At 40.8% G+C, this 26,807-nt stretch carries 24 protein-coding genes and 2 other annotated features; of the genes, 20 read left to right on the top strand and 4 right to left on the bottom strand.

Annotation, left to right across the window (positions count from 1 at the left end):
- The first annotated feature begins 2 nt into the window (after positions 1–2).
- On the top strand, positions 3–1,991 hold the full coding sequence (locus AC4J95_RS04495) for an FtsX-like permease family protein (protein ID WP_494548773.1): 1,989 nt from the start codon (positions 3–5) through the stop codon (positions 1,989–1,991).
- Between the two features lie 34 nt (positions 1,992–2,025).
- On the opposite strand, the gene AC4J95_RS04500 is transcribed toward AC4J95_RS04495, so the two are convergent.
- Positions 2,026–3,186 carry a cation diffusion facilitator family transporter gene (locus AC4J95_RS04500; RefSeq protein WP_494548774.1) on the bottom strand — a complete coding sequence of 387 codons (1,161 nt, stop codon included), beginning with the start codon at positions 3,184–3,186 and terminating at the stop codon, positions 2,026–2,028.
- Positions 3,187–3,417: 231 nt separating this feature from the next.
- Between AC4J95_RS04500 and AC4J95_RS04505 the strand changes: the two genes are divergently transcribed.
- From AC4J95_RS04505 to AC4J95_RS04545, 9 genes are all read left to right on the top strand, one after another.
- Positions 3,418–3,768, top strand: coding sequence for a hypothetical protein (locus AC4J95_RS04505; protein WP_494548775.1), 351 nt, complete (start codon positions 3,418–3,420; stop codon positions 3,766–3,768).
- Between the two features lie 690 nt (positions 3,769–4,458).
- Positions 4,459–6,435 (top strand): C40 family peptidase, encoded by a 1,977-nt coding sequence (locus AC4J95_RS04510; protein WP_494548776.1) that lies wholly within the window; start codon positions 4,459–4,461, stop codon positions 6,433–6,435.
- A gap of 229 nt (positions 6,436–6,664) precedes the next feature.
- A complete protein-coding gene (locus tag AC4J95_RS04515) occupies positions 6,665–7,243 on the top strand; it encodes a TetR/AcrR family transcriptional regulator (RefSeq protein WP_494548777.1) in 579 nt (192 codons plus the stop codon).
- 141 nt (positions 7,244–7,384) lie between these two features.
- Entirely contained in the window at positions 7,385–8,725 is a 1,341-nt protein-coding gene (locus tag AC4J95_RS04520) for an aldehyde dehydrogenase family protein (RefSeq protein WP_494548778.1), read from the top strand.
- A 9-nt stretch (positions 8,726–8,734) separates the two neighbouring features.
- Positions 8,735–9,628, top strand: coding sequence for a phosphate acyltransferase (locus AC4J95_RS04525; RefSeq protein WP_494548779.1), 894 nt, complete (start codon positions 8,735–8,737; stop codon positions 9,626–9,628).
- A 3-nt stretch (positions 9,629–9,631) separates the two neighbouring features.
- Entirely contained in the window at positions 9,632–10,702 is a 1,071-nt protein-coding gene (gene buk / locus AC4J95_RS04530; protein ID WP_494548780.1) for a butyrate kinase, read from the top strand.
- A gap of 41 nt (positions 10,703–10,743) precedes the next feature.
- Positions 10,744–11,862: an NAD(P)-dependent alcohol dehydrogenase gene (locus AC4J95_RS04535; protein ID WP_494548870.1), complete on the top strand. Its 1,119-nt coding sequence runs from the start codon at positions 10,744–10,746 to the stop codon at positions 11,860–11,862.
- Between the two features lie 15 nt (positions 11,863–11,877).
- A complete protein-coding gene (locus tag AC4J95_RS04540) occupies positions 11,878–12,552 on the top strand; it encodes a hypothetical protein (RefSeq protein WP_494548781.1) in 675 nt (224 codons plus the stop codon).
- Positions 12,553–12,691: 139 nt separating this feature from the next.
- Entirely contained in the window at positions 12,692–13,528 is an 837-nt protein-coding gene (locus tag AC4J95_RS04545) for a GNAT family N-acetyltransferase (protein ID WP_494548782.1), read from the top strand.
- A 63-nt stretch (positions 13,529–13,591) separates the two neighbouring features.
- Here the strand turns inward: AC4J95_RS04545 and AC4J95_RS04550 are convergent, their stop codons facing one another.
- Entirely contained in the window at positions 13,592–14,026 is a 435-nt protein-coding gene (locus AC4J95_RS04550; protein WP_494548783.1) for an OsmC family protein, read from the bottom strand.
- A gap of 173 nt (positions 14,027–14,199) precedes the next feature.
- Here AC4J95_RS04550 and AC4J95_RS04555 point away from each other — a divergent pair, with 173 nt between their 5' ends.
- Together AC4J95_RS04555 and AC4J95_RS04560 are read left to right on the top strand one after the other, a co-directional pair.
- On the top strand, positions 14,200–15,057 hold the full coding sequence (locus AC4J95_RS04555; protein WP_316401524.1) for a formate/nitrite transporter family protein: 858 nt from the start codon (positions 14,200–14,202) through the stop codon (positions 15,055–15,057).
- Positions 15,058–15,219: 162 nt separating this feature from the next.
- On the top strand, positions 15,220–15,933 hold the full coding sequence (locus AC4J95_RS04560; RefSeq protein WP_494548784.1) for a nitroreductase family protein: 714 nt from the start codon (positions 15,220–15,222) through the stop codon (positions 15,931–15,933).
- Positions 15,934–15,967: 34 nt separating this feature from the next.
- Here AC4J95_RS04560 and AC4J95_RS04565 read toward each other — a convergent pair whose 3' ends face one another.
- A complete protein-coding gene (locus AC4J95_RS04565; RefSeq protein WP_494548785.1) occupies positions 15,968–16,963 on the bottom strand; it encodes a YncE family protein in 996 nt (331 codons plus the stop codon).
- A gap of 130 nt (positions 16,964–17,093) precedes the next feature.
- Positions 17,094–17,324 (top strand) — a binding site (T-box leader).
- 94 nt (positions 17,325–17,418) lie between these two features.
- Positions 17,419–17,647, top strand: a binding site (T-box leader).
- Positions 17,648–17,719: 72 nt separating this feature from the next.
- On the opposite strand from AC4J95_RS04565, the gene trpE reads away from it, so the two are divergent.
- The 8 genes from trpE (at position 17,720) to AC4J95_RS04605 (ending at position 25,446) form a co-directional block, all read left to right on the top strand.
- On the top strand, positions 17,720–19,069 hold the full coding sequence (gene trpE / locus AC4J95_RS04570) for an anthranilate synthase component I (protein ID WP_494548786.1): 1,350 nt from the start codon (positions 17,720–17,722) through the stop codon (positions 19,067–19,069).
- Positions 19,066–19,596, top strand: coding sequence for an anthranilate synthase component II (locus AC4J95_RS04575; RefSeq protein ID WP_494548787.1), 531 nt, complete (start codon positions 19,066–19,068; stop codon positions 19,594–19,596). Before trpE ends, AC4J95_RS04575 begins: the two co-directional genes overlap by 4 nt.
- Complete coding sequence (gene trpD / locus AC4J95_RS04580; RefSeq protein WP_494548788.1) at positions 19,597–20,610, top strand: anthranilate phosphoribosyltransferase; 1,014 nt, start codon at positions 19,597–19,599, stop codon at positions 20,608–20,610.
- Positions 20,611–21,369, top strand: a complete 759-nt coding sequence (gene trpC / locus AC4J95_RS04585) for an indole-3-glycerol phosphate synthase TrpC (protein ID WP_494548789.1) — start codon at positions 20,611–20,613, stop codon at positions 21,367–21,369.
- Entirely contained in the window at positions 21,366–21,980 is a 615-nt protein-coding gene (locus AC4J95_RS04590) for a phosphoribosylanthranilate isomerase (RefSeq protein ID WP_494548790.1), read from the top strand. Before trpC ends, AC4J95_RS04590 begins: the two co-directional genes overlap by 4 nt.
- A 43-nt stretch (positions 21,981–22,023) precedes the next feature.
- Complete coding sequence (gene trpB, locus AC4J95_RS04595) at positions 22,024–23,217, top strand: tryptophan synthase subunit beta (RefSeq protein WP_494548791.1); 1,194 nt, start codon at positions 22,024–22,026, stop codon at positions 23,215–23,217.
- On the top strand, positions 23,214–23,969 hold the full coding sequence (gene trpA / locus AC4J95_RS04600; RefSeq protein WP_494548792.1) for a tryptophan synthase subunit alpha: 756 nt from the start codon (positions 23,214–23,216) through the stop codon (positions 23,967–23,969). The genes trpB and trpA overlap by 4 nt, the downstream gene beginning before the upstream one ends.
- 70 nt (positions 23,970–24,039) lie before the next feature.
- Positions 24,040–25,446: a C69 family dipeptidase gene (locus AC4J95_RS04605; RefSeq protein ID WP_494548793.1), complete on the top strand. Its 1,407-nt coding sequence runs from the start codon at positions 24,040–24,042 to the stop codon at positions 25,444–25,446.
- A gap of 46 nt (positions 25,447–25,492) precedes the next feature.
- Here the strand turns inward: AC4J95_RS04605 and AC4J95_RS04610 are convergent, their stop codons facing one another.
- Positions 25,493–26,557 carry a nucleotidyltransferase domain-containing protein gene (locus AC4J95_RS04610; protein ID WP_494548794.1) on the bottom strand — a complete coding sequence of 355 codons (1,065 nt, stop codon included), beginning with the start codon at positions 26,555–26,557 and terminating at the stop codon, positions 25,493–25,495.
- Between the last annotated feature and the right edge of the window lie 250 nt (positions 26,558–26,807).

Consider the following 26,807-nt stretch of genomic DNA (forward strand, 5'->3'; position numbering starts at 1 on the left):
AAATGTTTTATTTAAAATTAGCCTCGACAAATTTAAAGAAAAATCATCGCGGATATCTGCCATTTCTTATTTCAATGCTGTTTTTAGTTGCTATCAATACAATGACACAGGTAATTGTAAATAATGAAGGCATGCGCTCTTTGCCTGGTGGTGGTTCAGCCAGTGCGATGTTTGGTTTAGGTCATATCGTTATTATGATTTTTACTGTGATCTTTTCATTTTATACGAATAGTTTTTTACTCAAGCAGCGAAAAAAAGAACTAGGCCTCTACAATATTCTGGGTTTAGGAAAACGTGAGCTGTATCAATTAATGATCTGGGAAACCTTTCTCAGCTTTTTGATCGTCCTGATCATAGGGTTGATTACGGGAGTCGTTTTATCAAAATTAGCTTTCTTAATCCTGCATCGGTTAATTAGTGTTGGGAATGCGTTTGTTTTCCAACTCTTTCCTGAGAGTCTTGGATTTGTAGCCATGCTATTTCTAGGAATATTCTTCTTGCTGCTGCTAATCAATTGCTGGCAAATCAAAAGGACCAACCCCATCTCGCTCCTCCATGGAAGTAAGAAGGGAGAGCAGGAACCAAAGGCACGTTGGATCATTGCTATTTTGGGCCTAGCTTTTCTAGGGGCTGGCTATGGAATCGCTATTACGATCGATTCTCCGTTGAATGCCTTAACGCTGTTCTTCGTCGCGATTATTTTAGTCATTCTCGGAACCTATTGCTTGTTTATTGCTGGGAGCATTGCGTTGCTGAAGCTTTTAAAAAGAAATGAACGGTTCTATTATATGACCAATCATTTTATTTCAATCTCAAGCATGATGCATCGAATGAAGCAAAATGCGGCAGGCTTGGCTAGTATCTGTATTCTTTCAACGATGGTTTTAGTAACGGTGGCGACTACAGGCAGCCTGTTCTTTGGTCAAAAGGATGTTGAAAAAACACGCTACCCACGGGATGTAATGATTTCGACTGCTCAGCAACCAGAGAAGGTAAAGGATGCAATCGAGACAGTTAGTGCAAAGAACCAAGCACCAATCACGAATCAGGTTTACCTGACGTCAACTAAAAGCATCATGTTTCAACCAAAAAACGGCAACTATCAGTTGACCAGCAAAGAAGATTATTACAACTCAAAATCAGCAACAGTCACCTTAATAAACTTTATGACTGCGCAAGAGTATAAAAAGCATACAGATGAAGCAATAAAACTGAAGGACAATGAAATTTACTTCTATCCAGTTAGTGGAGACATCAAAGAGGATTTTCTAAAAATTGAAAATCAGAAATTTAACATTAAGAAGCGGATTAATCAGTTTCCAGGGATCAATCAGCAGGTTGAACTGACGGATTCTTTCGTAGTTGTTTTGGCAAATCAAGCCGTCCTCGAACAGTGTCTGACAAATTGGTTTCCGAAAAAGGCCGAGACAGCAGCGAATTATCCAGAGTACAACTTCATGTTCAATACAGATCTGAAGAGCAAAGAACATCAAATTGAGTTTGCTCAAACCTTGCGCAATCAACTGAGCCAGCAAGTAGGAAACGGGCAGTTTACTTTCAATGATAAATACACCTTCGTGTCTGAGAATAAAGTGTTTACCGGCGGCTTCTTCTTTTTGGGAATCATTTTCGGAGCAACCTTTATCTTGGCAACGGCTCTAATCATCTACTACAAACATATCTCTGAGGGAATCGATGATCGAGAACGCTTTGAAATATTGCAAAAAGTAGGGATGAGTCATCAGGAGGTTAAAAAGGTGATTCGCAGTCAGGTTCTGATGGTCTTCTCTTTCCCATTAGTAGTAGCCGTTATCCATCTAGGATTTGCATTTCCATTGATTCGAAAATTACTCATTCTGTTCGGTTTAGTAAACTGGAAGCTGTTTCTGCTTGTTTGTGTGATTGTTACAATCATTTTCGCAATCCTATATTTTGTCGTTTATCGCTTAACCGCCCGCAGCTATTACCAATTAGTCGAACGGAAAAGCTAAAAGAAGCATTGGTCATTGACCAATGCTTCTTCGTTTACAATAAATAGGTTCGATCAAAGGTAATCGTTAGTTTTGCGGGTTCTTTTTGCGTAATAAATCGCGAGCTGATTTGATCCTGTAGTTGCGAGTTTGAGATTTTCTTTAGTTCCTCCGGTACGACCAGATCAAAATAAATGGTCTCTGGAGTTGTTGTTTTATCGACTCGTAAATCATGAAAACGCAGATGCGGGTGAATATCCTTTAGTATCTTCTTTAGCTCGGGAGCGATGCGCTTGAAATCAGGATCATCGATCGGATAGGGGTCCAAGTGGCAGACTAAATCGACACCAAGGTTCTCCTTCACATCGAATTCGATGGCATCGATCACTTCATGTGCATGAGACAAAGTCCAATCTTGATTGACTTCTATATGGACAGAGGCAAAAACGCTGTTTGGACCGTAACTGTGGATCAGCAAATCATGGTAGCCGATAATATCCGGATAATTATCTAAATGTTTGCGAATAGCTAGAACCTCTTCTTCTCGTGGGCGAACCCCCATTAAATCATTGATGAATCCCATGATCATTTTGACACCTGAGTAAATAATATATAGGGCAATCAGAAATCCAATATATCCATCAATCCGCCAGCCGCTGAACCATTCGATAATAGCGGAGATTAGTACAGCGATTGTAGTATACACATCATTAATACTATCCTGAGCAGTAGCTTTTAACGTATCCGAATCAATTTCACGTCCCAATCTTCGATACATAAAGGATTGCCAAAACTTCATTAAGATAGACAAAATCAATACGATATAGACAATCGGTGAAAGCAGCACGCTACTTGGATGAAGAATTTTGACAAATGAGCTGTCCAAAAAGCGTATCCCTACATAAGTAACCAAAATAGAAATGACAAATCCGCTGATGTATTCGAACCGCTCATGGCCGTATGGGTGATCCTCATCAGCGGGTTTTCCAGCAATTTTGAAACCAGCTAAAGTGATAAAAGAAGAAGCTGTATCTGATAAGTTGTTCATGGCATCGGCCATGATCGAGACACTGCTTGAAAGGGACCCGATAAAAAACTTTGCGAGAAAAAGTAAGAGGTTTGAGATTAAACCTAAAATCCCAGCCAAAATCCCAACAGTGGTCCGTTTGTTTCCCTTCCACCGTGCCGTAATTTTATTTATTAAAAAAGTTAGCATAACAATCATCCTTATTAATCAATTACTACTAGTATAACTGAAAAATTCTCCATTAAGAAGTTAAATCCATTGGGGATATCAAAGGTAAACCTCAAATATTTAAAGTTTACCTTTATAGATTAGTCTTTTTTTGAAGTTTTTTAATAAGAAATTTGCAGATATCTCAGCTAATTAAAATGAAAACACTTTATAATAAATGATGTAAAGGGATTCAAAAATGGAGGAATGAGTATGGAGAATCAGGTAGACATAACATTATGGAAGATTCAAACAACCAATGTAGTCACTGCACTAGAGGATTTTATTGAAGACTGGAAAGCTTCAAGAAATAGTGATCTCGATGAGTATTTGCGGAGCTACCCAGGCTATTTCCAAAGTGACGAGCCCACCCGTGAAGCCATTCGTCTAGTATTAGGTTATGCAAAAGAACTAATGGATGGAGAACGTGATAGTGTTGGATTTTATGAAAATAAAATTTGGCGCACTGAAAGTGGCGAAAGCGTACGAATGACTCATTTCCACGAACGTTCAATATCTAAGTTGATGCAGAAAATTGTTAAGGACAAAGAAAAAGTAAAATAATAATAAAGAGGGAAGGGTTCGAACAATCTATTTTTCGAACCTTTTTGTTCAATACTTAACAATCATTTTTGTTAAGTATTGAACAAAAAAAGAAGTTTCTACTCATGAAATCGTATCGATGATTGATAGACAAACAAGTGAATGGCAAACGTCTGCTCGGATTTCTTTGCTAAAAAACGGAAGAATAATCAATGGTCAAAATATTTGTAGAATCATCTGCTTCTATTATAAGAAAAGATAAGTTGGATATGGTTCGTCCTTCGTCAGGTTTCTGATTTATACTATAAAAATTCTTGGATTATCACTTTTTTGTTGATGGTCCAAGATTTTTTATTTTTTTTGCGTACCTTTTATAAAGTAAAATATTATTTTGTATCATTAAAAACACTTCATTTATCAAATATTATATTAAATAAATAGATTAAGTGGTAAACTATATATATAGAATTTTACTCTTATTTGAAAATGAAAATTTGTTCTTTAAGGTCATAAAAGCTGATTTGACAAGGGTTGAAAAAATCGAATTGCTCAAGATATGATGGTATTTTCCTTGGATTTTGATGAATTTGAAGGTTTTGTGAACTATGGCCTAGTCTTTAGACAGACGATCAAATTAATGTTATTATAGTAAGTAATTAAGGAAAATAATTATATGTGAAAGTATATGTAAAATAGAAATGAGGTATAGATGTGAAGTACAATAAAATTGTAAGTTTATTTGCGCTGGGAACTTTATTTGGACCAACTCTTTTAGCTTCACAACAAGTTTTTGCGGAAGAGAGCAGTACTGTTGCCACTAATTCTGCTGTGACTTCAACAAACCAACAAACGACTGAAAACTCAAGTACAGAGAGCACGGAAAGTTCTGAGACGCCAAATCCTGGACCAACAGATCCTACCCCTGAACCTGAGAAACAATATAATCTGCTAGCAAACGGAAATCCAATCGCCAATAATGTTTATGCTGACGCGAATGGCAACCAAATTTCCTTCCAATATACATCGGAAAATGGTCTGACTGCCAACACAGCCGTTCATTATACCGTGTCAATCGCTAAGGGATTTGAATTAAAAGAAGTAAAGATTATGAATGCAACTACTCAAGCGGTAGTTTATTCAGCTAGCGACATTAATGGACAATTTTCAATGCCTGATTCTGATGTTTCTATTCAATTAGAAGTTACACCTGTGAAGGCTACAGAAAAACCGACACCAACACCAAAGCCGACGGAAAAACCGAGTGGTAATACTGGAAATAATGCTGGTAATCAAAATAACGACAGTAAAGATCAAACTGTAGGGACTACGACAAACCAACCGACTCAAAAACCTGCAGCCAATCAACCAACTACGAACGAAGAACAACAAGCAGCTCGTCAACCTGAAGAAAATACTTCTGCGACAGCTACTGATGTTCGTGTGCCCTCTAATCAAAACGCACCAACCTTTAGTAATGAAGTTCAAACGGCGATCGTTCAAGAAGCATATCGTCATTTGGGCAAACCATATGTTTGGGGTGCGAAAGGACCGAATGCCTTTGATTGCTCGGGTCTAGCATATGTAGTCTATGCGAATGCGACTGGACACAATATCGGCGGCTGGACAGGAGATCAGCAATATGCTGGAACACAAATCCCAATCAGTGAGGCTCAACCTGGTGATTTACTATTTTGGGGAGCACCAACTAGCGTGACAACTCACGTAGCAATTTATATCGGCAATGGTCAATACATTCATGCACCACAACCAGGCGATGTCGTAAAAATCGGTAATATCAGCGATTTTACACCAACATTTGCCCTTCGCGTAAATGTTGCCGGTTTGCCAAAAGCTACAGGGTCATTGTCAAATGCCTTTGGCGAATACAGTACCAATCAGCCATTTATTTTTAATAAAAATCAAACGACCGATCAATTCATCAAGAAAATCGGTGAAACTTCTCGTGAGATCGGGCAGAAGAACGGCATTTATTCATCTGTCATGATCGCTCAGGCCATTTTAGAAAGTGGTTCAGGAAATAGCTCGCTTGCAAGTGAGCCAAATTATAACTTGTTTGGAATAAAAGGTAAATTCAAGAATCAAGGCGTAACCTTCCAAACGTTGGAGCAGGATAGTGTAGGCGCAAGCTTCCAAATCACTTCTGAATTTAGAAAATATCCTTCATATAAAGAATCATTGGAAGACTATGCGAAGCTGATCAAAAAAGGCATCTCAGGCAATGCAGACTTCTACAAAGCTACTTGGAAAGATCAAACAGAGTCTTACAAAGACGCAACCGAACATCTACAAGGGCGATATGCAACGGATAAACAATATGCTGAAAAATTAAACGCGATTATTAAAGCGTATGATTTAACAGAATTTGATCACGCGAAAGAAAAGAAAGAGAAGACTGTTGGACCAGAAACTAAAACTACACAGACTGCTTTTGATGTGAATGATCAGATTCAATCGAAATTAATTGCTAGCATCGTTAATAGTCCGCGGATTCCGCAAGTCATGTCAACGAAGCATTTTGTCAATCTGTTCCGTGGAGAAAGCTTGATAGCTTTAGCTGCAACAGCGTTACCAACTAAGAAGGCTATGATTGATACAATACCAACGGCTTCTTCAATCTATATCACATTAAGCAACGGATTATTAGCGGTCATTCCACCAATGAAATAATTATTTTCCAATCAGAGGCTGCCAAGCGAGAAACTTGGCAGCTTTTTTTCTTTTAAAAGCAGTTAAATTATGTGAAAATGGAATCGTATTCTTATTATGTTTTTTAGAATTTAGAAAAGAATTATTTCACAAAGTGATAGAGATCGTGAAATTAATCAGCAGCTGTGAAAAAGTTCAAAATCATGCTGAATGGATAAAATTTTGTTTTTTTAAAACAGGAGAGATGACAATGAAACGGAAACAGGAGAGTCTACTAACAAAGCAGCGGTTGCTGGAAACCGCGTTTCAAAATTTCTATGAGGTTGGTTTTGAGAATACTTCTTTAGACAAAATATCAAAAGATGCCAATGTCAGTCGAGGAGCCGCCTATTGGCATTTTAAAAATAAGTCTGAGATTTTCAGTGAGGTCATCTTGATGATAATTGAAAAAATCAAGTCTGAAAAGCGGGAAATCATGTTGTCTGAGGATTTAAGTTTTCAAGAGAAAGTCGTAGAATTATTGATTGTTCCTTCAAAAAATCAAACTGGCTTTAAATTTATGCAACAATCGTTAAAGACGCTAGAAGTCTATCCAGAATTTGAGCAACTATTAGAAACTTTTCGCGAAACACGAGCGCGGCTTTACGAATTCTTTCTCACGGGATTGATAAAAAAAGGTCTAAATGAGAATGACGCTGCTGCCGTATCGAGTATGCTATACAATTATTTTGAGGGGATGTATGGTTCTGGCACACCTGATCAAGTAACAAAAAATTACACGCCGGAAGCTATCCGCCGCAGTATTTCGATTATTTTTACAAACGTTTAAAAAAAAGAAGAACTTGTTCGCATCAGCATTTAGCGAACAAGTTCTTTTTTTCACGTAATTGACAGCGCTTACACTTATTTGTATATTGAGGTTGTCAGAAACATACAACAGTGTATGTAAAAATGAAAGGGGCTTGAGAAAATGGCAATCGAGGAAATGGTACAACGGGCACGTAGCGCAATGGAGGAAATCAGCGGATATGATCAAGCACAAGTGGATAAGATGCTTTATGCAATTTCAAAAGCAGTTTTTGAACAAGCAGAACCATTAGCCAAGCTAGCAGTGGAAGAGACCAAATTGGGCCGTTTAGATCATAAAATTGGAAAAAACCAAGGGATGGCGACCAACATTTTTGCAAGTTTGAAGGATAAGGCTTCTGTTGGTGTGATTAGAGAGATTCCTGAAGAAGGTTTGGTAGAAATCGCTCATCCACGGGGCGTCATTGGTTCTGTCACGCCAACAACAAACCCAACGATCACACCATTGGGAAATGGACTAATGGCACTTAAAGGTAAGAACGCAATGATCGTTTCACCGCATCCACGTTCGAAAAAAACGACGAAGGAAACCATTGAACTGATGCGTGAGGCACTTGTTAGTGTAGGCGCGCCGCGAGATCTGCTGCAGGTGATCAAAGAACCGAGTATCGAATTGTCACAGGAATTAATGAAAGCTGTTGACTTGATTGTTGCTACTGGAGGACCAGGCTTGGTTAAATCAGCTTATTCCAGTGGACATCCGGCATATGGTGTAGGACCGGGAAATGTTCAAGCAATTTTGGATCGTGATTTTGACGTAGAGGCAGCTGCAGAACTCTCTGTGATTGGTCGTTCCTTTGATAATGGGATTGTCTGTGCCTGCCAGCAAAGTTTGTTTTATCCAGAAGAAAAAGAGAGCGAGGTATTGGAGGCTTTGCGAGGCAAACAGGCCGCAGTCATCACAGAAGAAGCAGAGTTGGCTAAACTACGCGATACTCTCTTTATTGATGGTAAAGCTAATCCAGAAATGATTGGACAAGATCCGCAAGTCATTGCAGATGCGGCTGGTGTCGAAATTGCAGCGGGTAGCCAGATCATCGCTGTGAAGGTCGATGCTGTTGGTAGGGCGGAGCTATTCTGCAAAGAAAAAATGGCGCCAGTACTAGCGTTAAAGAGCTACGATACTTTTGAGGAAGCCGTTGCTTTTGCCAGAGAAAATCTATTGCTAGAAGGCTCTGGACATTCAGCTGGTCTATTCAGTCATACAAAAGAACACCAATTATATGCAGGTGAAGTATTGCCGGTCAGCCGTTTAGTTGTAAATCAACCAACAATCGATGCAGGCGGTTCGCCAGCAAACGGACTGAACCCAACAGTATCGCTTGGCTGCGGATCATGGGGTAACAACATTATTTCAGAAAACTTGACTTACACTCATTTAATCAATATTTCTCGTATTGCGTCGCCGATTACGCCAAAACATGATGGCAATCCGTGGGGTTAGGTGAAAACTATGCAAAAATTTGATGAATTACTTGCCAATTTTAATTGTGATCAAAAGATTCGAATTGGTGTGGTTTGTGCTAATGATGAGGTAACGATTCAGTCAGTCTTCAATCAAAAAGTTCGTGATTATTTGGAGCCGGTTCTGATTGGTGATGAAGAGATAATTACAAAGATTCTCAAGAAACTTGATTTTTCTGCAAGAGTTGTTCCCGCTGGGACAGAAGAAGAGTGTGCGGCGCTCGGTGTGGAAATGGTCAAAAAAAATGATATCGATTTTCTAATGAAGGGCCATATTCAAACGAGAACGTTCTTAAAAGCGATCGTTGATCGAGAAAAGGGTATTGCCACCAGCGGGTTGTTGAGCCATGTAGCGATCAACGAAATTCCTGCCTACCATAAATTATTGCTGACGACTGACGGAGGAATGGTCACTGCACCCAGCAAGGAAGATAAGAAGATTCTGATCCAGCACGGGATCGAAGTCATGAACAAGATAGGTATAGTAAAACCAAAAGTCGGTATTCTGGCAGCAGCGGAGAAGGTCAATCCAAAGATTGCATCCAGTGTGGAAGCCGAAGAAATTATGCAGCAGCTCCAAGCAGATGCGCCGGACAGTTGTTGGATCGATGGACCGATTTCACTAGATCTTTCATTAAGCAAAGAGGTGGCAGACATCAAGCATTACGATAGTCCAGTCGCTGGCGATGCTGATATCGTTATTGGACCAGATATTACTACAATGAATGTTCTAGGCAAGAGTTTGACAATTTTAGCAGGAGCAAAGATGGCTGGATTAATCATGGGCGCCAGCGTACCGATCGTCATGGTTTCTCGAGGTTCCACAGAAGAGGAAAAAGCATACTCGATTCTAATTGCCATGTATTGCAGTAAGAGGTGGTAGCAGATGAAAATTTTAGCAATTAATCCTGGCTCAACTTCGACAAAAGTTTCTTATTACGTGAATGGTGAGATCGTCAAAGAACAGGGAATTTCTCATTCAACAGAAGAATTAAGGAAATTTCACAATGTCATAGATCAAATGGAATTTCGGCGAGATATCTTATTAGCATTCATGGAAGAAGAAGGAATTGATCCAAAAGAATTGGATGCCGTAGCTGGTCGTGGCGGCAGCTTGCCACCAGTCTCATCAGGAGCGTATGAAGTTAATGATGCCATGATCGATTATTTGAGAAACATCACACAGATTGAGCATCCATCAAATTTAGGTGCGATCCTAGCCAATGAAATCAAAGAACAAGGTAGCGAAAAAACGGTCGCTTTGATCTACGATCCGGTTTCGGTCGATGAGTTTGAAGAAGTTGCCCGCATTTCAGGTCTGAAGGGGATCGAACGAAAGAGCATTGGTCACGCCCTGAATATGCGAGCAGTCGCTATGAAAGTTTCAAAGGATGAAGGACTGGAGTATCAACATTCAACTTTAATCGTTGCGCATTTAGGCGGGGGAAATACTATCAGTATTCATCGCAATGGCAAAATGATCGACTTGATCTCTGATGATGAAGGACCATTCTCAACAGAACGGACTGGCGGATTGCCGTTGAAATATCTAATGCCCTTGTGCTATGAACATTCGTTAAAGGACATGTTGAGACTTTACAAACGAGAGGGCGGCCTAAAATCCTATGCCGGTACTAGTAACGCGAAAGAGATCGAGGAACGCGTCCTTGCTGGCGATAAAGAGTTGAAAATAGTTTATGACGGCTACATTTATCAAATTGCAAAAGGAATCGGAAGCCTAGCGACTGTCACTAGCGGAGCTGTTGATCGAATCGCTTTGACTGGTGGTGTTGCTTATTCCCAAATGGTCGTATCCGAACTTAGAAAAAAAGTCGGTTTTATTGCACCAGTCATCGCGGTTCCAGGAGAACATGAAATGATTGCACTGTCAAAAGGAGCAGAGCGTGTAGTACTTGGTGAAGAAGAGCTGAAGGAGTTTATCATTCCAAATCCATGAGTCAAACCATCAAACTTGTTAAATAAGAAAGGGGAAACATGATGAAAATCAAAGCGGCATTAGTAAAGGAAAAAGGGGCGCCATACGAAATCACTGAGTTGGAGCTAGCAGAAGTTGGATCAAAGGATGTTCTGGTGAAGATCGTAGCGTCAGGATTGTGTCGTTCAGATTATGGAGAAAGAAATGGCAATAGTATTAATTTTCCTAATGTCTTAGGACATGAAGGGGCGGGGATCGTTGAAAAAGTCGGAAATGCAGTAACTTCGGTTGAACCGGGGGACCATGTCATTTTATCCTACGCTTATTGTGGCGAATGTAAGCATTGTGTTGAAGGACATCCATCTTCCTGCGAAAAATGGTTCACAGTAAATAATCTCGGAAAAAATCCACGAGGAGAGTTTGTTCTGCATACAGAGGATGGTACTGATGTTAACAACTTCTTCAATCAATCTTCGTTCTCAACATACAGTTTGACCGAAGAATCAAATGTTGTAAAAGTAGATAAGAATGTTGATTTGAGATTGCTTGGGCCTTTAGGATGCGGGCTTGGAACCGGGAGTGGCACAGTTTTGAGTGTCCTACAGCCCAAAGTGGGGGAAGGCATCGCTGTTTTCGGTACTGGTGCGGTGGGATTTGCTGCGGTGATGGCAGCAAAAATCGCAGGCTGCTATCCAATCGTAGCCATCGATATCAATGATCAGCGTTTGGAAAAAGCGAAAGAGCTTGGTGCCAGCCACGTCTTTAACAGTAAAGAAGCAGACCCAGAAAAATACATTAAAGATTTAACTGATGGACGCGGCTTGGACTATGTGATTGACTCTACTGGAGTTGGTCCAGTTATGACAAAGGCTTTGCACTCTGTCAGCAATTCAGGAACCTTCGTGCCATTGGCAGTAACCCAGAAAAATTTTGAAGTGAATACCTTCTTTGATTTAGTTTTCGGTAATAAAAAAGTCCGAGGTGTACTAATTGGTGACACTATCGCGAAGTATCACTTGCCAAATTTGATCGAGTTTTATAAACGTGGTGAATTTCCTTTTGACCAATTTATCAAATACTATGATTTCGAAAATATCAATCAAGCGGAAGCAGATTCTATTAGCGGGGAAGTGATTAAAGCGGTCGTTGTGATGGATAAAGAGTATCAGCCGCCCAAATGATAGGAGGAGGATGAAATGAAGAAAGGGGATATCGTTTGGGGCGTTTTGTTAGCAAGTCTGCTGGCCTTGTTCCTCATCCCAGCTACAAGAGATCCGATTTTAACTGCCAGTGAGACGCATCCTTACATCGGCGGCTTTATCAAGTTTGCGATTTTGGCGACGATGGGGGATATTCTAGGTAAGCGGATTGCTTCTGGAGAGTATCAATTATCCGTACAGGTTATCATGCGTGCCGTTGTTTGGGGGATCATCGGTTGTATGGTCACACTTGTTTTTCCAGTTTTCATGGGAGGTGCCGGTGCCGCACAGGCAGGTGGATTGCTTCCGTTTACGGGAATTTCTTTTGTTCAGGCGTTTTGTGGAAGTAGTATCATGAACTTAACATTTGCACCTGCTATGAATACATTCCATCGGGTGATGGACATGTGGATTGAAGCTGCGGCGGCAAAAGAACCTGTGACGCTGAAAAAGATTCTGGAAAAAATCGACTGGGTGAGTTTTGTAACCTTTAATTGGCTGAAAGTCGGGATCTTTTTCTGGATTCCAGTCCATACGATTGTCTTTTTACTGCCGGAAAATATCCGGGTGATCGTCGCTGCTTTCTGCTCAATCGCGTTGGGAATCATTTTATCCTTTGCGTCGAAAAAGAGCAGCACACCAGCGGGAATGACTGAGAAAGAAGCTGTTTGATTCAATCTTTCGGATGGTAAGAACCTTCTCATTTATTCTTATGTAAAGCGATTACATGTTATGATGACAGTAGTTGAAAAGAAGCAAAATAGTTGAGTGAAATGCTCGACTATTTTTGCGTACTGAAAGGGGTTATGAGATGTACGAAGTCAAAGATTTGTCAGAAGTGCCATTTTCTGATATTGCCGTATGTATGCGGAAAGCATTCTCCGATTATTATGTGAAAATGGAATTAGGAGATGAAGCGCTCAACCATCGTTTTACAGGTGAGAATGTTCGCTATGATTTGTCTTGCGGAGTTTTTGTTGAAGAAGAACTAGTGGCTCTTCTATTGAACGCGGTTGGCGAATACAATGGGGAAAAAGTCGCCTTTGATGCCGCGACAGGAGTTGTGCCGGAGCACCGCCGCAAGGGGCTCTACACCAAAATGATGGATTTTTGTATGGTCTTGTTGAAGCAACATGATTTCGCCTATTATGGGTTAGAGGTAATCCAGACCAATGACCCAGCCGTTGCCACGTATCGGAAAATGGGATTGGAGGTCGTCAAAGAATATGCATGCTTTCGCGGAAACGCAAGAATTTCAGCGCAGGGAGCAAGCAGTTTTCGTGAACAAGCCATTCTTGACTTTCCTCTAGAAAAGTTGGAATCACTGATGTATGATACTCCTTCATTTGAAAATCGAAGCGAGGTCATCCAAGCATTTCCTGAAGATTATCTCGTAATGTATACTGGTACACCTGAAAATTGTGATGCTTTTATCCTTTATCAAAAGAATAATGGTCATATCAAACAATGGGGCAGAAAGGAAGGCGAGTTGACTAGATTAGGGCAATTAATAGTCAATCTCAGCCGACGTTTCCAAGATATCCGCTTGCATAATATCACCTTTGCCGACCAAGCGTTGATCGAGCATTTGGAGGAACTAGGACTTAATCATTTTTGTGATCAATATGAAATGAAAATGGATTGTTAAAAGCCGAGCACCGATTTACTTTCATTAATAAATCGGTGCTCGGCTTTACGTTAGGTTTGTTGATTACGGATTGATATGCAACTCCATTTCGGGAGCATTGGCGATCGTATCTTTAACTGGACACGTTTTTTCAATGAAGGCCACGAGGTCTTGAATCTCTTCCTCCGTATTGTCTGCTTCTATATAATAATTTGTAATGATTTTGGAAAAGCCTACCTTGACGTCAGGCTTGCCTTTTAACCGATCAGAGTCGATTTCACCTAGTATTTCCACACGCATCGATTTGAGCTTGATCTGTTTGGCTTGATAAAAGAACCGAACCACCATCATTTTGCAAGCACCTAATGAACAGAGCAGGGCTTCTAAGGGATTCATCGCTTCATTTGTTCCACCAACGTTTTCCGGTTCATCGATCATAAATTCAAAACCGCGGGCGGTGCATTTCAACTGTAAACCGCCTATGGACTCCACTTCGGCTTTTAAAATTTGTTTTGACATTGAACATTCCCCCTAATCATTTACCCAATCATACGATTTTTAGTCAAAAAATTAAATAACTTGTGCAATTTTTCTCAATATTTCATTTTTTTCCAGATTTTCATTGAAAATAGTATGGAAATCTTGTATGATACCAATACATTATGGGCTTGGCCCGAGAAGGAAGGAACCTTATGAAATCGGATTTATTTATGGAAATTGAAGAAACACCTGCGACTGAAAACGAAAAGCATGTGAAATCTAATTCAAGTTTAATGTCTCAGCTGGAGTATTCGATCAGTAAAAAAATTGATTTGTTTAATTCGAGTTTGCCTCGTTATGCAGTACGTTCAATGTTCGCGTGTTTATTTTTAGCGTTAGGAACGGCTATTGCTTTTTATATTGCCATTCGTATGCAAGAAGCGATTCCAGGTTTGGAAAAAATGGCATATGCTTTTATGTTTAGTTGGTCATTAGTGATGATCCTATTCATGAATGCAGAATTAGGAACATCAAATATGTTGTATACCACGATCGGTGTATATAAGAAAAAAATGTCCGTATCTTTTGCTCTCAAGTTATTATTTACTTGTATTTTATTCAATCTGATTGGTGGCGTACTTTGCGGGTATTTATTATCTTTAACCGCTCCATTCGGACACTTAGAACCGGATAATTACATGTTCACTGGGATTGCATCAAAGCTAACGAAATCAACCAGTCAGATTTTAGTAGAAGGCATGTTCGCCAATATTGTAGTAAACACAGCTGTATTGGTCAGCTTGCGTATGAAAGATGATGCAGCGAAGGTAATGGCAATCATCTTTATCATTTTCATCTTTGCTTTCTTAGGCTTTGAACACGTAATTGCCAATTTCCCAGCCTTTTCTCTAGCGTACTTCGCTTCTCATGGAACAATCGCTGAAATGACTGCGGGGAATGTCGCTCATAATTTATTTTTCACCTTGATTGGAAACTTTATTGGCGGGGGATTGGTCATGGGGTTAGGCTACGCATGGTTGAATAAAACTGATTCAAAATACGTTGACTAATAAACGCGGAGGAACTTTTCCTCGGCGTTTTTTTAATTTATCAGTATCGGCCGTAACGTTTATAAAAGAGATGTTATTGATCCTTTAAGCTGTCTTTATTGCGGATATACAATTATAGACATATAGTTAAATAAACAATAAAAGGTGGGAGGTTTTTTTAGTATGGACTTATTTTCTAGTATTTTTACCAGAAAGTCGACCCGAAATTTTAAGTCGACACCATTGTCTGAAAGCACACTCAAAGAAATTGAATCCTTTATAAAGTCAGTTCGCCCGCTCTTGCCTGATGCTCGAGTTACGTATAAAATCGTCGGACCAGATGGAATAAAGGGGATGGGCGCACCCAAAGCTCCGCATTATCTGCTGATTTATGCGGAAGAGCAGCCATTACGCGACACCTGTGCCGGATTCTTGTTTCAACATGTAGATTTATTTCTGTATTCAGAAGGCTACGCAGCTCGTTGGGTGGGCATGATGAAACCGGCTGAACCTGATCCCAACTATATTATTGGGATGGCCTTCGGAGAACCATTAGAACATGAAGAGCGAACACCAGCGGATTTTGATCGGAAGCCTTTAAATGAGATATCAGAGGGAAAAGATCCACGGCTCGAAGCTGCACGCTTAGCGCCATCAGGTTTAAATGGACAGCCGTGGTACTTTATCGCGAACAATGGCGCAATCTATGTTTATCGCAAGAAGAAAATAAATGGATTGCCTGGTATGATGTATAAGCTGACGGAATTGGATGTTGGGATCGCTCTTTGTCATTTAGCAGTAGCCACTGTACATAGTGGAAAGACCTTTGAATTCGTGAACAGTAAGGGAGCGCCAGGAGCACCAGAGGGTCATCTCTATATAGGAACAGTGAAGTAACAAAAATCCTCAAACAAACGTTTGAGGATTTTTGTTAGGCACTTTTTGATTGGAGAAACGTTTCATTAGTAGTTTCATTTAGCAGTTTTTTTAAATCTGCTTGTAAGACATTTTTCACGACATAAGGCGTTTTTTTGCGATAGGCAGATGCTCCACTTTCGAATAAGGCGTATAGCTGATCGCCGTCGACATATATCTGCTCCAAGTATGGCGGTGTTTCAATGATTTTTAATGCCTCATCTAGATTGGAAAAATCAGCTGTTTTGTTGATATCAAACACAAAGATTTTCCCTGGCTGTTTCCCCCAGGACTGAGAAAGTAGGAGCAAATTTTTGTAAATAGTCACACCTTGAATTTTTTGCGGGATATTCAAGGTGTCAAAAGGTGATTTCACCAAGGAGTCATCCATGATCGTTTCCAGATTTCCCTGCTCATCAATTGGATAGCAGCAGAATTTCCCATGTTCATTTAAGGTAAAAAGAGCAACGTAAAGATAGCCTTGATCATAAGTCAAAGCGGAAGCTCGAGGAAGTTCCTTTAGAACGATCTTTTGTTGATAGGCGATCGTTATTAGATCTTTGTCATATTTCTCGATATCAGAAAGAGCAATAGTCGCTACGGCAGCGTGTTTTCCTGATGTGTTACTGATCCAAATTTTTTTATGCATCGGATCATAGGCTAGTCCGCCAGCATGAGGTAGATCGGGCAAAATAACTGTTTTTTTCCGAACACCTGTGACGCGATCCAAAACATAAATGATTGAGCGGTGTTGGTGATCATGGCAATAAGCAGATATCAGCAAGTAGTCCTCTGTCAATGTCAATCCTTGAGGAGTCATAGCGTTACAGCGCTGTCTTTCATTTCTATCAGTGAGGGAGATGATTTTTTTTAGACCGGGAACGGGAAAGTTCATCTCCAATGTCGCATCGAAAAACTCAGGAAAAGCTTGCCAGACATTTTTATGGTTGTAAAAGCTCCCTGTTAAAAATTGGCGTAACCAAATAATTAATTTATAAAAAAAGTTCTTCATCGATTTCGCCTCCAATATCTCTATTTTAGCAATTTATTGCCAATGCGAACAGTCATAGGAATTTAGAAAAATCGATTTATTTACCAAAAATTGTTGACAAGATGAAAAAAAACGAGTAATATTCAAAAAAATAAGAGTCTTACAAAAGAGAAGTAACATAAATGAACCTTTTCAGAGAGCTGATGGCGCTGCGAATCAGCAGGGATTATTATGCGAATGGACTTTTGGACGAAGTTTTGAACTGTCAGTAGGAACTTCCGGGAACTCCCGATACAGAGTAAGGTCGTTGTTGGACGACTGAGTGAGAAATGCCTTTTTCGGCATACCATTGAGGTGGCACCGTGGATTATCCGCCCTCAAACCAAGTTTATTTGGTTTGAGGGCTTTTCTTATGCTCTCAAAAAAGTATATAAGTCTTCGATAGAAATAATTTTACTCAAAAAATTCAATCAATCATAAAATCATAAACAAGAGAAGTAGTTAGGATAGAAAAAATCACAGAAAGTTTCGGCTGATGAGAAGAAACATTTTTTCCCTAGTGAATGGACTTGTTGGAGCGTTCTTGAATTATAGTAGGGAACGACGGGAGCTCCCGTTATAGAGTACGATCGTTGATGGACGATTAGAGTTGCTGTTTGCGAACAGTAAAAAAAGAGGTGGTACCGTGCTACTTGCGCCCTCAGACCAAAGTTTATTTTGGTTTGAGGGCTTTTGTGCGTTTTACAGATAATAATATTTTGGAAATGAGGTCATATGATGAAGAAAACAAAAGAGCTATCCAATAATAAGTTAAATCCATTAACAATCTATTACAGCTTAAGAGATCATGGAACCTGCTTATTCGAGCGAAAATCGGAAACGCAGGATTATGCGATCATCACTTTTGATCCGATTAGACATCTGACTTTTAAAAATGGGGAGTTTCAAATCAATGGTGACGGATATCCTTGTACTGATCCATTAAAAGAGTTAGAGAAATATGTACTGATAGATGATGAGGATCAGGAAGAGTTGATTTTTCAAGGTGGGGCGCTTGGTTATGTCGGTTATGACGTCGCAGCATGTTACGAAAACATCGGTGAGATTCCTAAAGATGAACTGGATGTGCCAGATATGCAATTTTATTTATATGAGTCTTACGTGATCTATGATAGACAGAAGCAAACCTGCACGCTAATCGTTGGTAACAGCTATAGCAAGGACTCAGAGGAGCAATTGGACAGGCGGATGAAAGATTTAGAGCAAAAGCTCCAACAGGAAATCAAGCTGTCGGATTTGGAAATGAAACCTTTAAAATTTACAAGTAATTTTTCTCAAACAGAATTTGAAGCAGTAGTAACAAAGGCAAAAGAACGAATTGTTGAGGGAGATTTATTCCAAGTCGTGCCATCCCAACGGTTGTCCGCTGAATTTTTGATTGATCCTTTTGATTACTTTCGTTTGTTGAGGCAAAGCAACCTATCAGCGTATCTCTATTATCTTGATTTTCCAGATGTGCAGGTTATCGGCAGTTCGCCGGAAAGCTTAGTCACAGTGGAAGGTGATTTGGTTACAACCAATCCAATCGCAGGAACTAGAAAACGTGGGGCGGATAAACATGAAGATGAAGCGTTGGCTAACGAGTTAAAAAATGATCCGAAAGAGATCGCTGAACACAGGATGTTAGTCGACCTTGGCAGAAATGATCTGGGCAAAGTTGCTGTTCGCGGTTCTGTAAAGGTACCGACGTATTTAACAATTGAACGCTACCGATACGTAATGCATCTCGTATCAGTGGTGACTGGCAAGTTAAAACCAGAGTTGACCGCGATGGACGCACTAAAGGCGACATTACCAGCCGGAACGGTCAGCGGAGCACCAAAGATTCGAGCGATGACCCGCATTTATCAATGGGAAACGGTCAAACGTTCGATCTACGCTGGAGCGGTTGGATTTCTAGGACAAAACGATCAAGCTGATTTCGCAATCGCGATTCGCACGATGGTGATCAAAGACAAACAAGCACATGTACAAGCAGGTGCCGGAATCGTTTATGATTCTGAACCTACCAGTGAATATTTTGAGACGCTACAGAAAGCCAAAGCACTGATGGAGGTGGGACAATGATTTTACTTGTCGATAATTACGATTCATTTACCTATAATCTGGTCCAGCTTTTGCCAGACAATCTAAGGATATTACGAAACGATGATCCAGAGTTGTTTACCATTGCAGAAGAAGCATCGGCAATCGTTCTCTCCCCAGGACCAGGAAGACCGGCTGAAGCAGGAATGATCGAAATGCTGATTCGACGCTTTTATCGTAGCAAACCAATTTTAGGGATCTGTCTTGGACATCAAGCAATCGGTGAAGTTTTCGGCGGCAAGATTATCAGTGCCCCGACAATCATGCACGGCAAACAATCATGCTTGCAAGGTGAGACAGAAAGACAAGTCATGCGTTACCATTCGCTGATGATTGATCCAGAGGATGTTCCGCAAGATTTAGAAGTTACCGACGAAGCAGAAGGCTGCATTATGTCGATCCGTCACAAACGTTATCCGGTCTTCGGAATGCAATTTCATCCAGAATCGATCGGAACAACAGACGGTGCAAGTTATCTTAGTCAATTTTTACAGAAAGCAGGGGTTTAAATGCAAGAATTATTTGAAAAAGTGTATCGTGGGAACGATTTGTCTGTTAATGAAATGCAACAGGTTGGAAAGGCGATCTTTGAGCAGCAGTTAACGGACAGCCAAATCAGCGGATTACTAGTAGGGTTGAAAGTAAAAGGTGTCGCAGCTGCGGAACTAACCGGATTAGCACAAGTCATGCAAGGAAAAGGAACACCGATGTTAGCGGCCCCAGCTGGAGTGATGGATAATTGCGGAACCGGTGGTGATCATTCTCATAGTTTTAATATCAGCACAACGGCGGCCTTTGTTTTAGCTGGCGGCGGAATTCCGATGGCAAAACATGGCAATCGTAGTATCTCCAGTAAATCCGGAAGCGCCGATGTATTAGAAGCACTAGGAATTTCACTGACCGTGAGTCCTGAGAAAATTGATTACTTATTGAAAGAGGCAGGAATCGCTTTTCTGTTCGCCCCAACTTTGCATCCAGCGATGGGAGCAGTGATGCATATTCGTAAAGAGTTAGCGACACCAACGATTTTCAATTTGCTTGGACCAATCATTAATCCTTACCCATTAGAACATCAATTGATGGGGACATATGCAGGTGATTCGATTGTGGAGACTGCAAAAACATTAGGGCAATTGGGCCGAGAACGAGCGATTGTCTTGCATGGACATGGTGGAATGGATGAAGCCAACTTGGCTGGAACGACTCATTGTGCAATGTATCGAGACGGAGAGGTCAAAGAATTTTCCTTTAATCCCGAAGAAGTCGGCTTCAAACGAGTGCCGTTAGCAGGCATCATCGGTGGTTCGGTCGAGAAAAACAAAGATATTTTACTTTCTGTCCTTCACGGTGTGCCCTCTGCTTATTACGAGACTGTTCTATTGAACGCGGGCTTGGGGTTCTTGGCCAGTGGTCGGGTCAACTCGTTGAATGATGGGATTGCAGAAGCAGAACAATCAATCCTTTCCGGAGCGGCCTATGATCGGCTGCAGCAATTGATCACCAAGCAACAGGAGGTGGCATAGTTGGATTTTTTAACTAGAATCTTACTGGAAAAGGAACGCGAGGTCGAGCATTTAACCGCTGTTCAAGCCGTTCAGACGAAACAACGCCCCTCTTTTTATCAAATAGTTAAAGAGCATCCTGAAAAAATGCATGTGATCGGTGAGATCAAGCGAGCTTCTCCTTCGAAAGGGGTCATCAACGAGGACGTCGATATCCTTCAGCAAGCAAAGAGTTATGAAGAAGCCGGAGTAAGTGCCATTTCTGTTTTGACTGATCCCGTATTCTTCAAGGGGCGAATCAACGATCTGGCGGCGGTCTCTCAAGTCGTAGACGTTCCTGTTCTATGTAAAGATTTTATTATTGATGAACGTCAGCTGGATCGAGCCAAGCAAGCGGGGGCAAGCATCGTTCTTCTGATCGTCGCGGCGCTTTCAGTTGCCAGATTGTCAGAACTCTATCAAGGAGCAAAAGATCGCGGCTTAGAAGTTCTGGTAGAAGTACATGATGAAGATGAATTGAGACAGGCGCAGGCAATTGGAGCTAAGATTATCGGCATCAACAATCGCAACTTGAAAACCTTCAATGTTTCATTGCAGACTAGTCTGAATTTGGCTCAACCAGCAGGTGAAACAATCTATATTAGCGAATCAGGATTCAAAACTGCTGAGGATGTTGAAAAGGTCAAACAATCCTATCACGGTGTTTTAGTAGGAGAAACCTTGATGAGAGCAGCGAATCCGGCGGAAAAAATCTCTGAATTGCGGGTGAGAAGAGAATGACTCAAATAAAAATATGTGGACTGAAAAATCGTTCGGCGATTGAAGTGGCAGTAACGTCTGGTGCAAACTATCTTGGTTTTGTTTTTGCGGAAAGCCCTCGTCAGGTAAATCCAGAAGAGGTTCGAAATTTGACGCAGGGTCTTCCGCAAAATGTTAAGAAGATTGGTGTTTTTGTTTCACCGCTACAGGAAGAAGTCGAGGAAACAGCTCAGATTGCTGGTTTAGATCTGATTCAAATTCACGGCAATACCAAACTAACCGAGCTTTCACGTCCGATCATCCGGGCTTTCAGTATCAAGGATCGCGATTCCTTTTATTTTTTTCAGTATCCGCATCTTTTGCTGGACGCACCGCCTGCTAAGCTGATGGGCGGAAATGGACGTACCTTCGACTGGCATTTAGTGGATCAGCGCCATCTGCCTAAAGAAAAACTTTGGCTTGCGGGCGGATTAAATGCAGAAAATGTTAGTGAAGCTATCCATTATTTTCAACCTCGTGTAGTAGATGTTTCAAGCGGAGTTGAAACAAATGGCGAAAAAGATCTAGTGAAAATTCAAGCTTTTTGCCAAGCAGTTAAATTTACAGATAGTCAAGCAGATTTCCATGTTTAAGTGAATAGGAATGAATACCATAATATGAATGAGGAGCGATTACATGTATCAAGAACCCAATAAAGCAGGTTTTTACGGAGAATACGGCGGGAAGTTTGTCCCTGAGACTTTGATGTACGCCGTTCAAGAATTAGAAAAAACGTATGAGGAATCGAAAAAAGACCCGGAATTTCAAGAAGAACTGAACTATTATTTGAAGCAATATGTAGGCAGAGAAAATCCTCTTTACTTCGCGGAACGCTTAACCACCGATTTGGGTGGGGCCAAGATTTACCTGAAACGAGAGGATTTGAATCATACAGGGGCTCACAAGATTAATAACGCTTTAGGGCAAGTACTCTTGGCTAAAAAAATGGGCAAACGCAAAGTTGTGGCAGAAACAGGAGCTGGGCAACACGGCGTAGCAACAGCAACAGCGGCTGCACTATTCGGCATGGAGTGTACCATTTTCATGGGGGAGATTGATGTGAAGCGGCAAGCTCTGAATGTTTTCCGAATGGAGCTGTTAGGAGCAAAGGTGGAAAGCGTGACCTCTGGGAGTAGAACACTGAAGGATGCAGTGAATGAAGCACTGCGTTATTGGGTTGCAACGGTGGAGGATACTCATTATGTGATGGGCTCTGTGTTAGGTCCGCATCCGTTTCCTGAGATCGTTCGCGATTATCAAAGCGTGATCGGTATTGAAACTCGCAGACAGATTTCGGAAGCAGAAGGTCGATTACCTGACTTAGTGATGGCCTGTGTCGGCGGCGGCAGTAATGCAATGGGGATGTTTTATCCTTTTATTGAAGATGACGAGGTCCGTTTGATGGGCGTGGAGGCTTCGGGTCATGGCTTAGACACAGAGGAACATGCGGCATCTATCAACAAGGGCAGTATTGGGATTTTACATGGTGCCAAAATGCATTTACTACAGGATGATGATGGTCAGGTCTTAGAGGCATTCTCAATTTCGGCTGGTTTAGATTATCCGGGAATAGGTCCAGAGCATTCTTTCTTACATGATATCGGTCGGGCTGAATATGCCGCAATCAATGACGAGGAAGCGGTGGAAGCCTTCCATTATTTATCACGCTTAGAAGGCATTATTCCAGCCTTGGAAAGTTCACACGCCTTGGCTCAAGTGATGAAAGTGGCACCGACAATGAATAAAGATCAAATAATTGTCATGAACCTTTCCGGCCGTGGTGACAAGGATGTTCAACAAATCAAAGAACGAATGGAGGCAGTAAAATGAAGCCATTGACAGAGACTTTAAAAAGCAGAGCAGAGACCGAAAAATTATTTGTCCCTTATATCATGGCCGGGGCTCAAGGCTTAGATAAATTAGAGGAAGAAATTGCGATGTTGGTTGATCAAGGTGCAGCGGCAATCGAATTGGGGGTCCCTTTTTCAGATCCGGTTGCGGATGGTCCAACGATTCAAGCGGCAGGATTACGGGCATTTGCTCAACAGGTGACGTTGAAGAAGCTGGTGGAAAAACTGCATGAAATTCGCTCAGGAGCTCCATTGATTTTGATGGGCTATAGTAATTCCTTTTTCCACTATGGGCTCAAGGAATTAGTTGAAGATTTAGAGGGCACGGATGTTCAAGGTTTTATTATTCCTGATCTGCCATACGAACATCGTGATTTGGTGCTGCCGGATCTAGGGAATATGGCTTTACTGACCTTGGTCTCCTTGACTAGTCCGACTGAACGTATCGAAGATTTGGTTGCTGATGCTGAAGGCTTTATCTATGCTGTCACAGTCAATGGAATCACTGGAACAGATCAAAATTTCCGCAATGACTTAATGGAACATTTGGCAAAGGTCAAAGCGATTAGTAAGATTCCTGTATTAGCTGGCTTTGGTATTTCAACCAGTGAACACGTAAAAAAATTCCAGCAAGTTTGCGATGGTGTGGTGATTGGTTCTAAAATCGTCAGTTCTTTGGAAGAACAGGGCACTGAAAAAACTGGAGAACTGTTAGCGGAAATCTTTCAATAGGATTTCGTTTGGTGTTTATTTTTATTAGCGTTATACTTGAATTACCATGAAAAGGGAGAGTGTTTCAAGTATGACAAAAAGAGTAAAAGGTTCATGTACCACTGTACTAGTCGGAAAGAATGCATCAATTGATGGCTCAACTATTATTTCAAGGAACGATGATGGGCATGAAGCTTTAGACCCACAACGTTTTGTGGTAGTTCAACCAGAAGATCAACCAAAACACTATCAAGCAGTCATTAGCGGCGTGAAAGTTGATCTGCCTGACAATCCAATGCGCTATACCTCAATGCCAAACTCGATTTTAACCAATGGTATTTGGCCAGCAGCGGGAATCAATAGTGAAAATGTTGCGATGTCTGCGACAGAAACGATCACGACAAATCCACGTATTCAAGGACTTGATCCTTATGTTGAAGGCGGCATCGGCGAAGAAGATATCGTTACATTGGTTTTACCTTACATTCATAGCGCCAAAGAAGGCGTCGAACGTCTAGGTGCATTATTGGAAGAATACGGAACATATGAACCAAACGGTATTGCTTTTTCTGACAAGGATGAAGTTTGGTGGTTGGAAACCATCGGTGGACATCATTGGGCAGCGGTCCGCATTCCAGACGATGCTTATGTGGTTGCGCCAAACCGTATGAATATTGACGACTTTGATTTTGATTCAGCAGATACGCTTTGCTCAGCTGATTTAAAAGCATTGATTGAAGACAACCATTTGAATCCAGATTTTGAAGGCTACAACCTGCGTCATATTTTCGGCAGCTCTTCCATTAAGGATACTGTTTATAACAATCCACGTGCTTGGTACGGTCAAAAATACTTTACTCCTGAAGTAGAACAAGATCCAATGGATCAAGACTTGCCATTCATTTGTCGAGCAAACCGCAAAATTTCGATTGAAGACGTGAAATTCGTCTTGAGTTCTCACTTTGAAAATACGAAATACGATCCTTACGGTGACGGTACAGAAGCAGAAAAAACATTGATTCGTCCAATCGGAATCAACCGCAACCATAATGTACACATCCTGCAAATTCGCAATAATGTACCCGCTGAAATTGCCGGTGTTCATTGGTTGGCTTATGGTGCCAACACATTTAACACAGTTGTTCCATTCTATTCAAATGTTAACGACACACCAGCTTGCTACAAAGATGCGACAGGAACGTTCGATATGAACAATATGTACTGGTTAAGCTGTGCGACCGCGCTTTTAGGCGATACAGATTACAATTTCTACGTTGATTTCCGTAACACCTTCGAATTAGAAGCCATGTCCGCTTATCATGTCATCCAAAATGAAACAGATAAAGTCGTTGGAGATCAATCAGACGTCCAAAAATTCTTAGAAGAAGCTAACGAAAAATTGGCTGACGAATCCTTCAAACGTCAAACCAAACTATTTGGTGATATGGTTATTTCTGGTTCAGAACACATGAAATTACGCTATAACCTAAATGACTAGTTAAAAAAACTGTAATCTTTCGCAAAAACGAGAGATTACAGTTTTTTCATTTCATTAATAATCCATGGTATTGATATAGCTCATCAATCGTCTTATAACGATGCAAGGTGATGCCAGCAGTAATAAAGCTGATGGTGATATCTCGTTCAATCTCACGAGCACGTTGGCATAGTGGCGCGAGATTCTTCCAATCGAATACACTTAGTAGTTCCTTCGTTGCGATACTAATCGATAAATCTTCCTTCAATGAGCTCTGCAAACTGCCAGCGGTCAAGAAGGCTAAGATATAATTGCCTGATAGTTCGCAGGCATATATCTTATTGAAGCTTGAACAAACCTCCTCGTACCAAATGGCTGCTTGATGGTAGTCGGGTGTGGCTGCGCTCATTTCTTTGGGTGAATCCGGTTTGATGTAGTAATCGGTTGGCTGATAAGAAAAAGCAGTAGCTGTTGAGAATAGTTTACCAGTAGCAGACTGAAGTGCGGACAAATTTTGTGCTTGTGGAACTTCCTGATAAAGAGCCAAAAAGTCTTCCGGTAGTCGAGTGAACATCTGCAATTCTTGATATTGTTCTTTGAGACCTTTATGGAAATACGTTTGATTTTGATAGGCGATACAGGTTGTTAGCGTATTTAAATGTTTAACTGCTAATTCTCGCGCCAAGCTCAAATCAGTGGCTTGCTGGATTTGTGAATTGTACAACGCTGCCTTTTTCAATCTATTAATCGCACGATTCTTCATTAAGTCTTCATCATTCATATTTCGTTCCATTCGTTCCTTTAGTTCCTCATAGCGCTGCCGCTCTTTATCCGAATGGCTGAAAAGAATGATTGAATCACCTAGTAAAGGGGATAGATGATTGTGGAAGTCGGCGATATCTTGCAGAATATCCCAAGATAAAGGAAAAATATCGTAGCCGACACCATTCAGAATGAATGTCTCCGACAGTTCATGATTATCTGTGCGAGGAATGTAGAACAAATCAACATCAGAAAGTGCGGTAGCATTTCCTGTCACATAAGAACCGTAGCACACGATTAAATCAATTTCATTAGCTAATCTTTCTCCCCGTTTGGTAATGTATTCTATTATTTGTTTTTGGACTTTCATTAGGACTCCTCTCTGATGTTTGCTTAATTATAATGTTTTTCATTAATAGGATAACAATGATCCCTAGGGTTTTGTCAACATATTTCGCTTTCGTTTCTTAAATAAGTTCTGAAATGTTTTGTTTTTGTGACATTTTTTGTTGGATTATTGTTTTAACTATGGTCATTTCTGGAAGGGAAGGCCAGTTTTGTTTTGAAATCAATTGAATATTCTGTGTAAAGCATCTCATCTCCAACAAATATTCCGCCTT

This window comes from Enterococcus sp. GPZ-007, assembly GCF_059374735.1.

Coding starts and splice junctions, on each gene's coding strand:
- AC4J95_RS04495 (WP_494548773.1), top strand. CDS start 3: ATGTTTTATTTAAAATTAGCCTCGACAAATTTAAAGAAAAATCATCGC.
- AC4J95_RS04500 (WP_494548774.1), bottom strand. CDS start 3,186: ATGCTAACTTTTTTAATAAATAAAATTACGGCACGGTGGAAGGGAAAC.
- AC4J95_RS04505 (WP_494548775.1), top strand. CDS start 3,418: ATGGAGAATCAGGTAGACATAACATTATGGAAGATTCAAACAACCAAT.
- AC4J95_RS04515 (WP_494548777.1), top strand. CDS start 6,665: ATGAAACGGAAACAGGAGAGTCTACTAACAAAGCAGCGGTTGCTGGAA.
- AC4J95_RS04520 (WP_494548778.1), top strand. CDS start 7,385: ATGGCAATCGAGGAAATGGTACAACGGGCACGTAGCGCAATGGAGGAA.
- AC4J95_RS04525 (WP_494548779.1), top strand. CDS start 8,735: ATGCAAAAATTTGATGAATTACTTGCCAATTTTAATTGTGATCAAAAG.
- buk (WP_494548780.1), top strand. CDS start 9,632: ATGAAAATTTTAGCAATTAATCCTGGCTCAACTTCGACAAAAGTTTCT.
- AC4J95_RS04535 (WP_494548870.1), top strand. CDS start 10,744: ATGAAAATCAAAGCGGCATTAGTAAAGGAAAAAGGGGCGCCATACGAA.
- AC4J95_RS04540 (WP_494548781.1), top strand. CDS start 11,878: ATGAAGAAAGGGGATATCGTTTGGGGCGTTTTGTTAGCAAGTCTGCTG.
- AC4J95_RS04545 (WP_494548782.1), top strand. CDS start 12,692: ATGTACGAAGTCAAAGATTTGTCAGAAGTGCCATTTTCTGATATTGCC.
- AC4J95_RS04550 (WP_494548783.1), bottom strand. CDS start 14,026: ATGTCAAAACAAATTTTAAAAGCCGAAGTGGAGTCCATAGGCGGTTTA.
- AC4J95_RS04555 (WP_316401524.1), top strand. CDS start 14,200: ATGAAATCGGATTTATTTATGGAAATTGAAGAAACACCTGCGACTGAA.
- AC4J95_RS04560 (WP_494548784.1), top strand. CDS start 15,220: ATGGACTTATTTTCTAGTATTTTTACCAGAAAGTCGACCCGAAATTTT.
- AC4J95_RS04565 (WP_494548785.1), bottom strand. CDS start 16,963: ATGAAGAACTTTTTTTATAAATTAATTATTTGGTTACGCCAATTTTTA.
- trpE (WP_494548786.1), top strand. CDS start 17,720: ATGAAGAAAACAAAAGAGCTATCCAATAATAAGTTAAATCCATTAACA.
- AC4J95_RS04575 (WP_494548787.1), top strand. CDS start 19,066: ATGATTTTACTTGTCGATAATTACGATTCATTTACCTATAATCTGGTC.
- trpD (WP_494548788.1), top strand. CDS start 19,597: ATGCAAGAATTATTTGAAAAAGTGTATCGTGGGAACGATTTGTCTGTT.
- AC4J95_RS04590 (WP_494548790.1), top strand. CDS start 21,366: ATGACTCAAATAAAAATATGTGGACTGAAAAATCGTTCGGCGATTGAA.
- trpB (WP_494548791.1), top strand. CDS start 22,024: ATGTATCAAGAACCCAATAAAGCAGGTTTTTACGGAGAATACGGCGGG.
- trpA (WP_494548792.1), top strand. CDS start 23,214: ATGAAGCCATTGACAGAGACTTTAAAAAGCAGAGCAGAGACCGAAAAA.
- AC4J95_RS04605 (WP_494548793.1), top strand. CDS start 24,040: ATGACAAAAAGAGTAAAAGGTTCATGTACCACTGTACTAGTCGGAAAG.
- AC4J95_RS04610 (WP_494548794.1), bottom strand. CDS start 26,557: ATGAAAGTCCAAAAACAAATAATAGAATACATTACCAAACGGGGAGAA.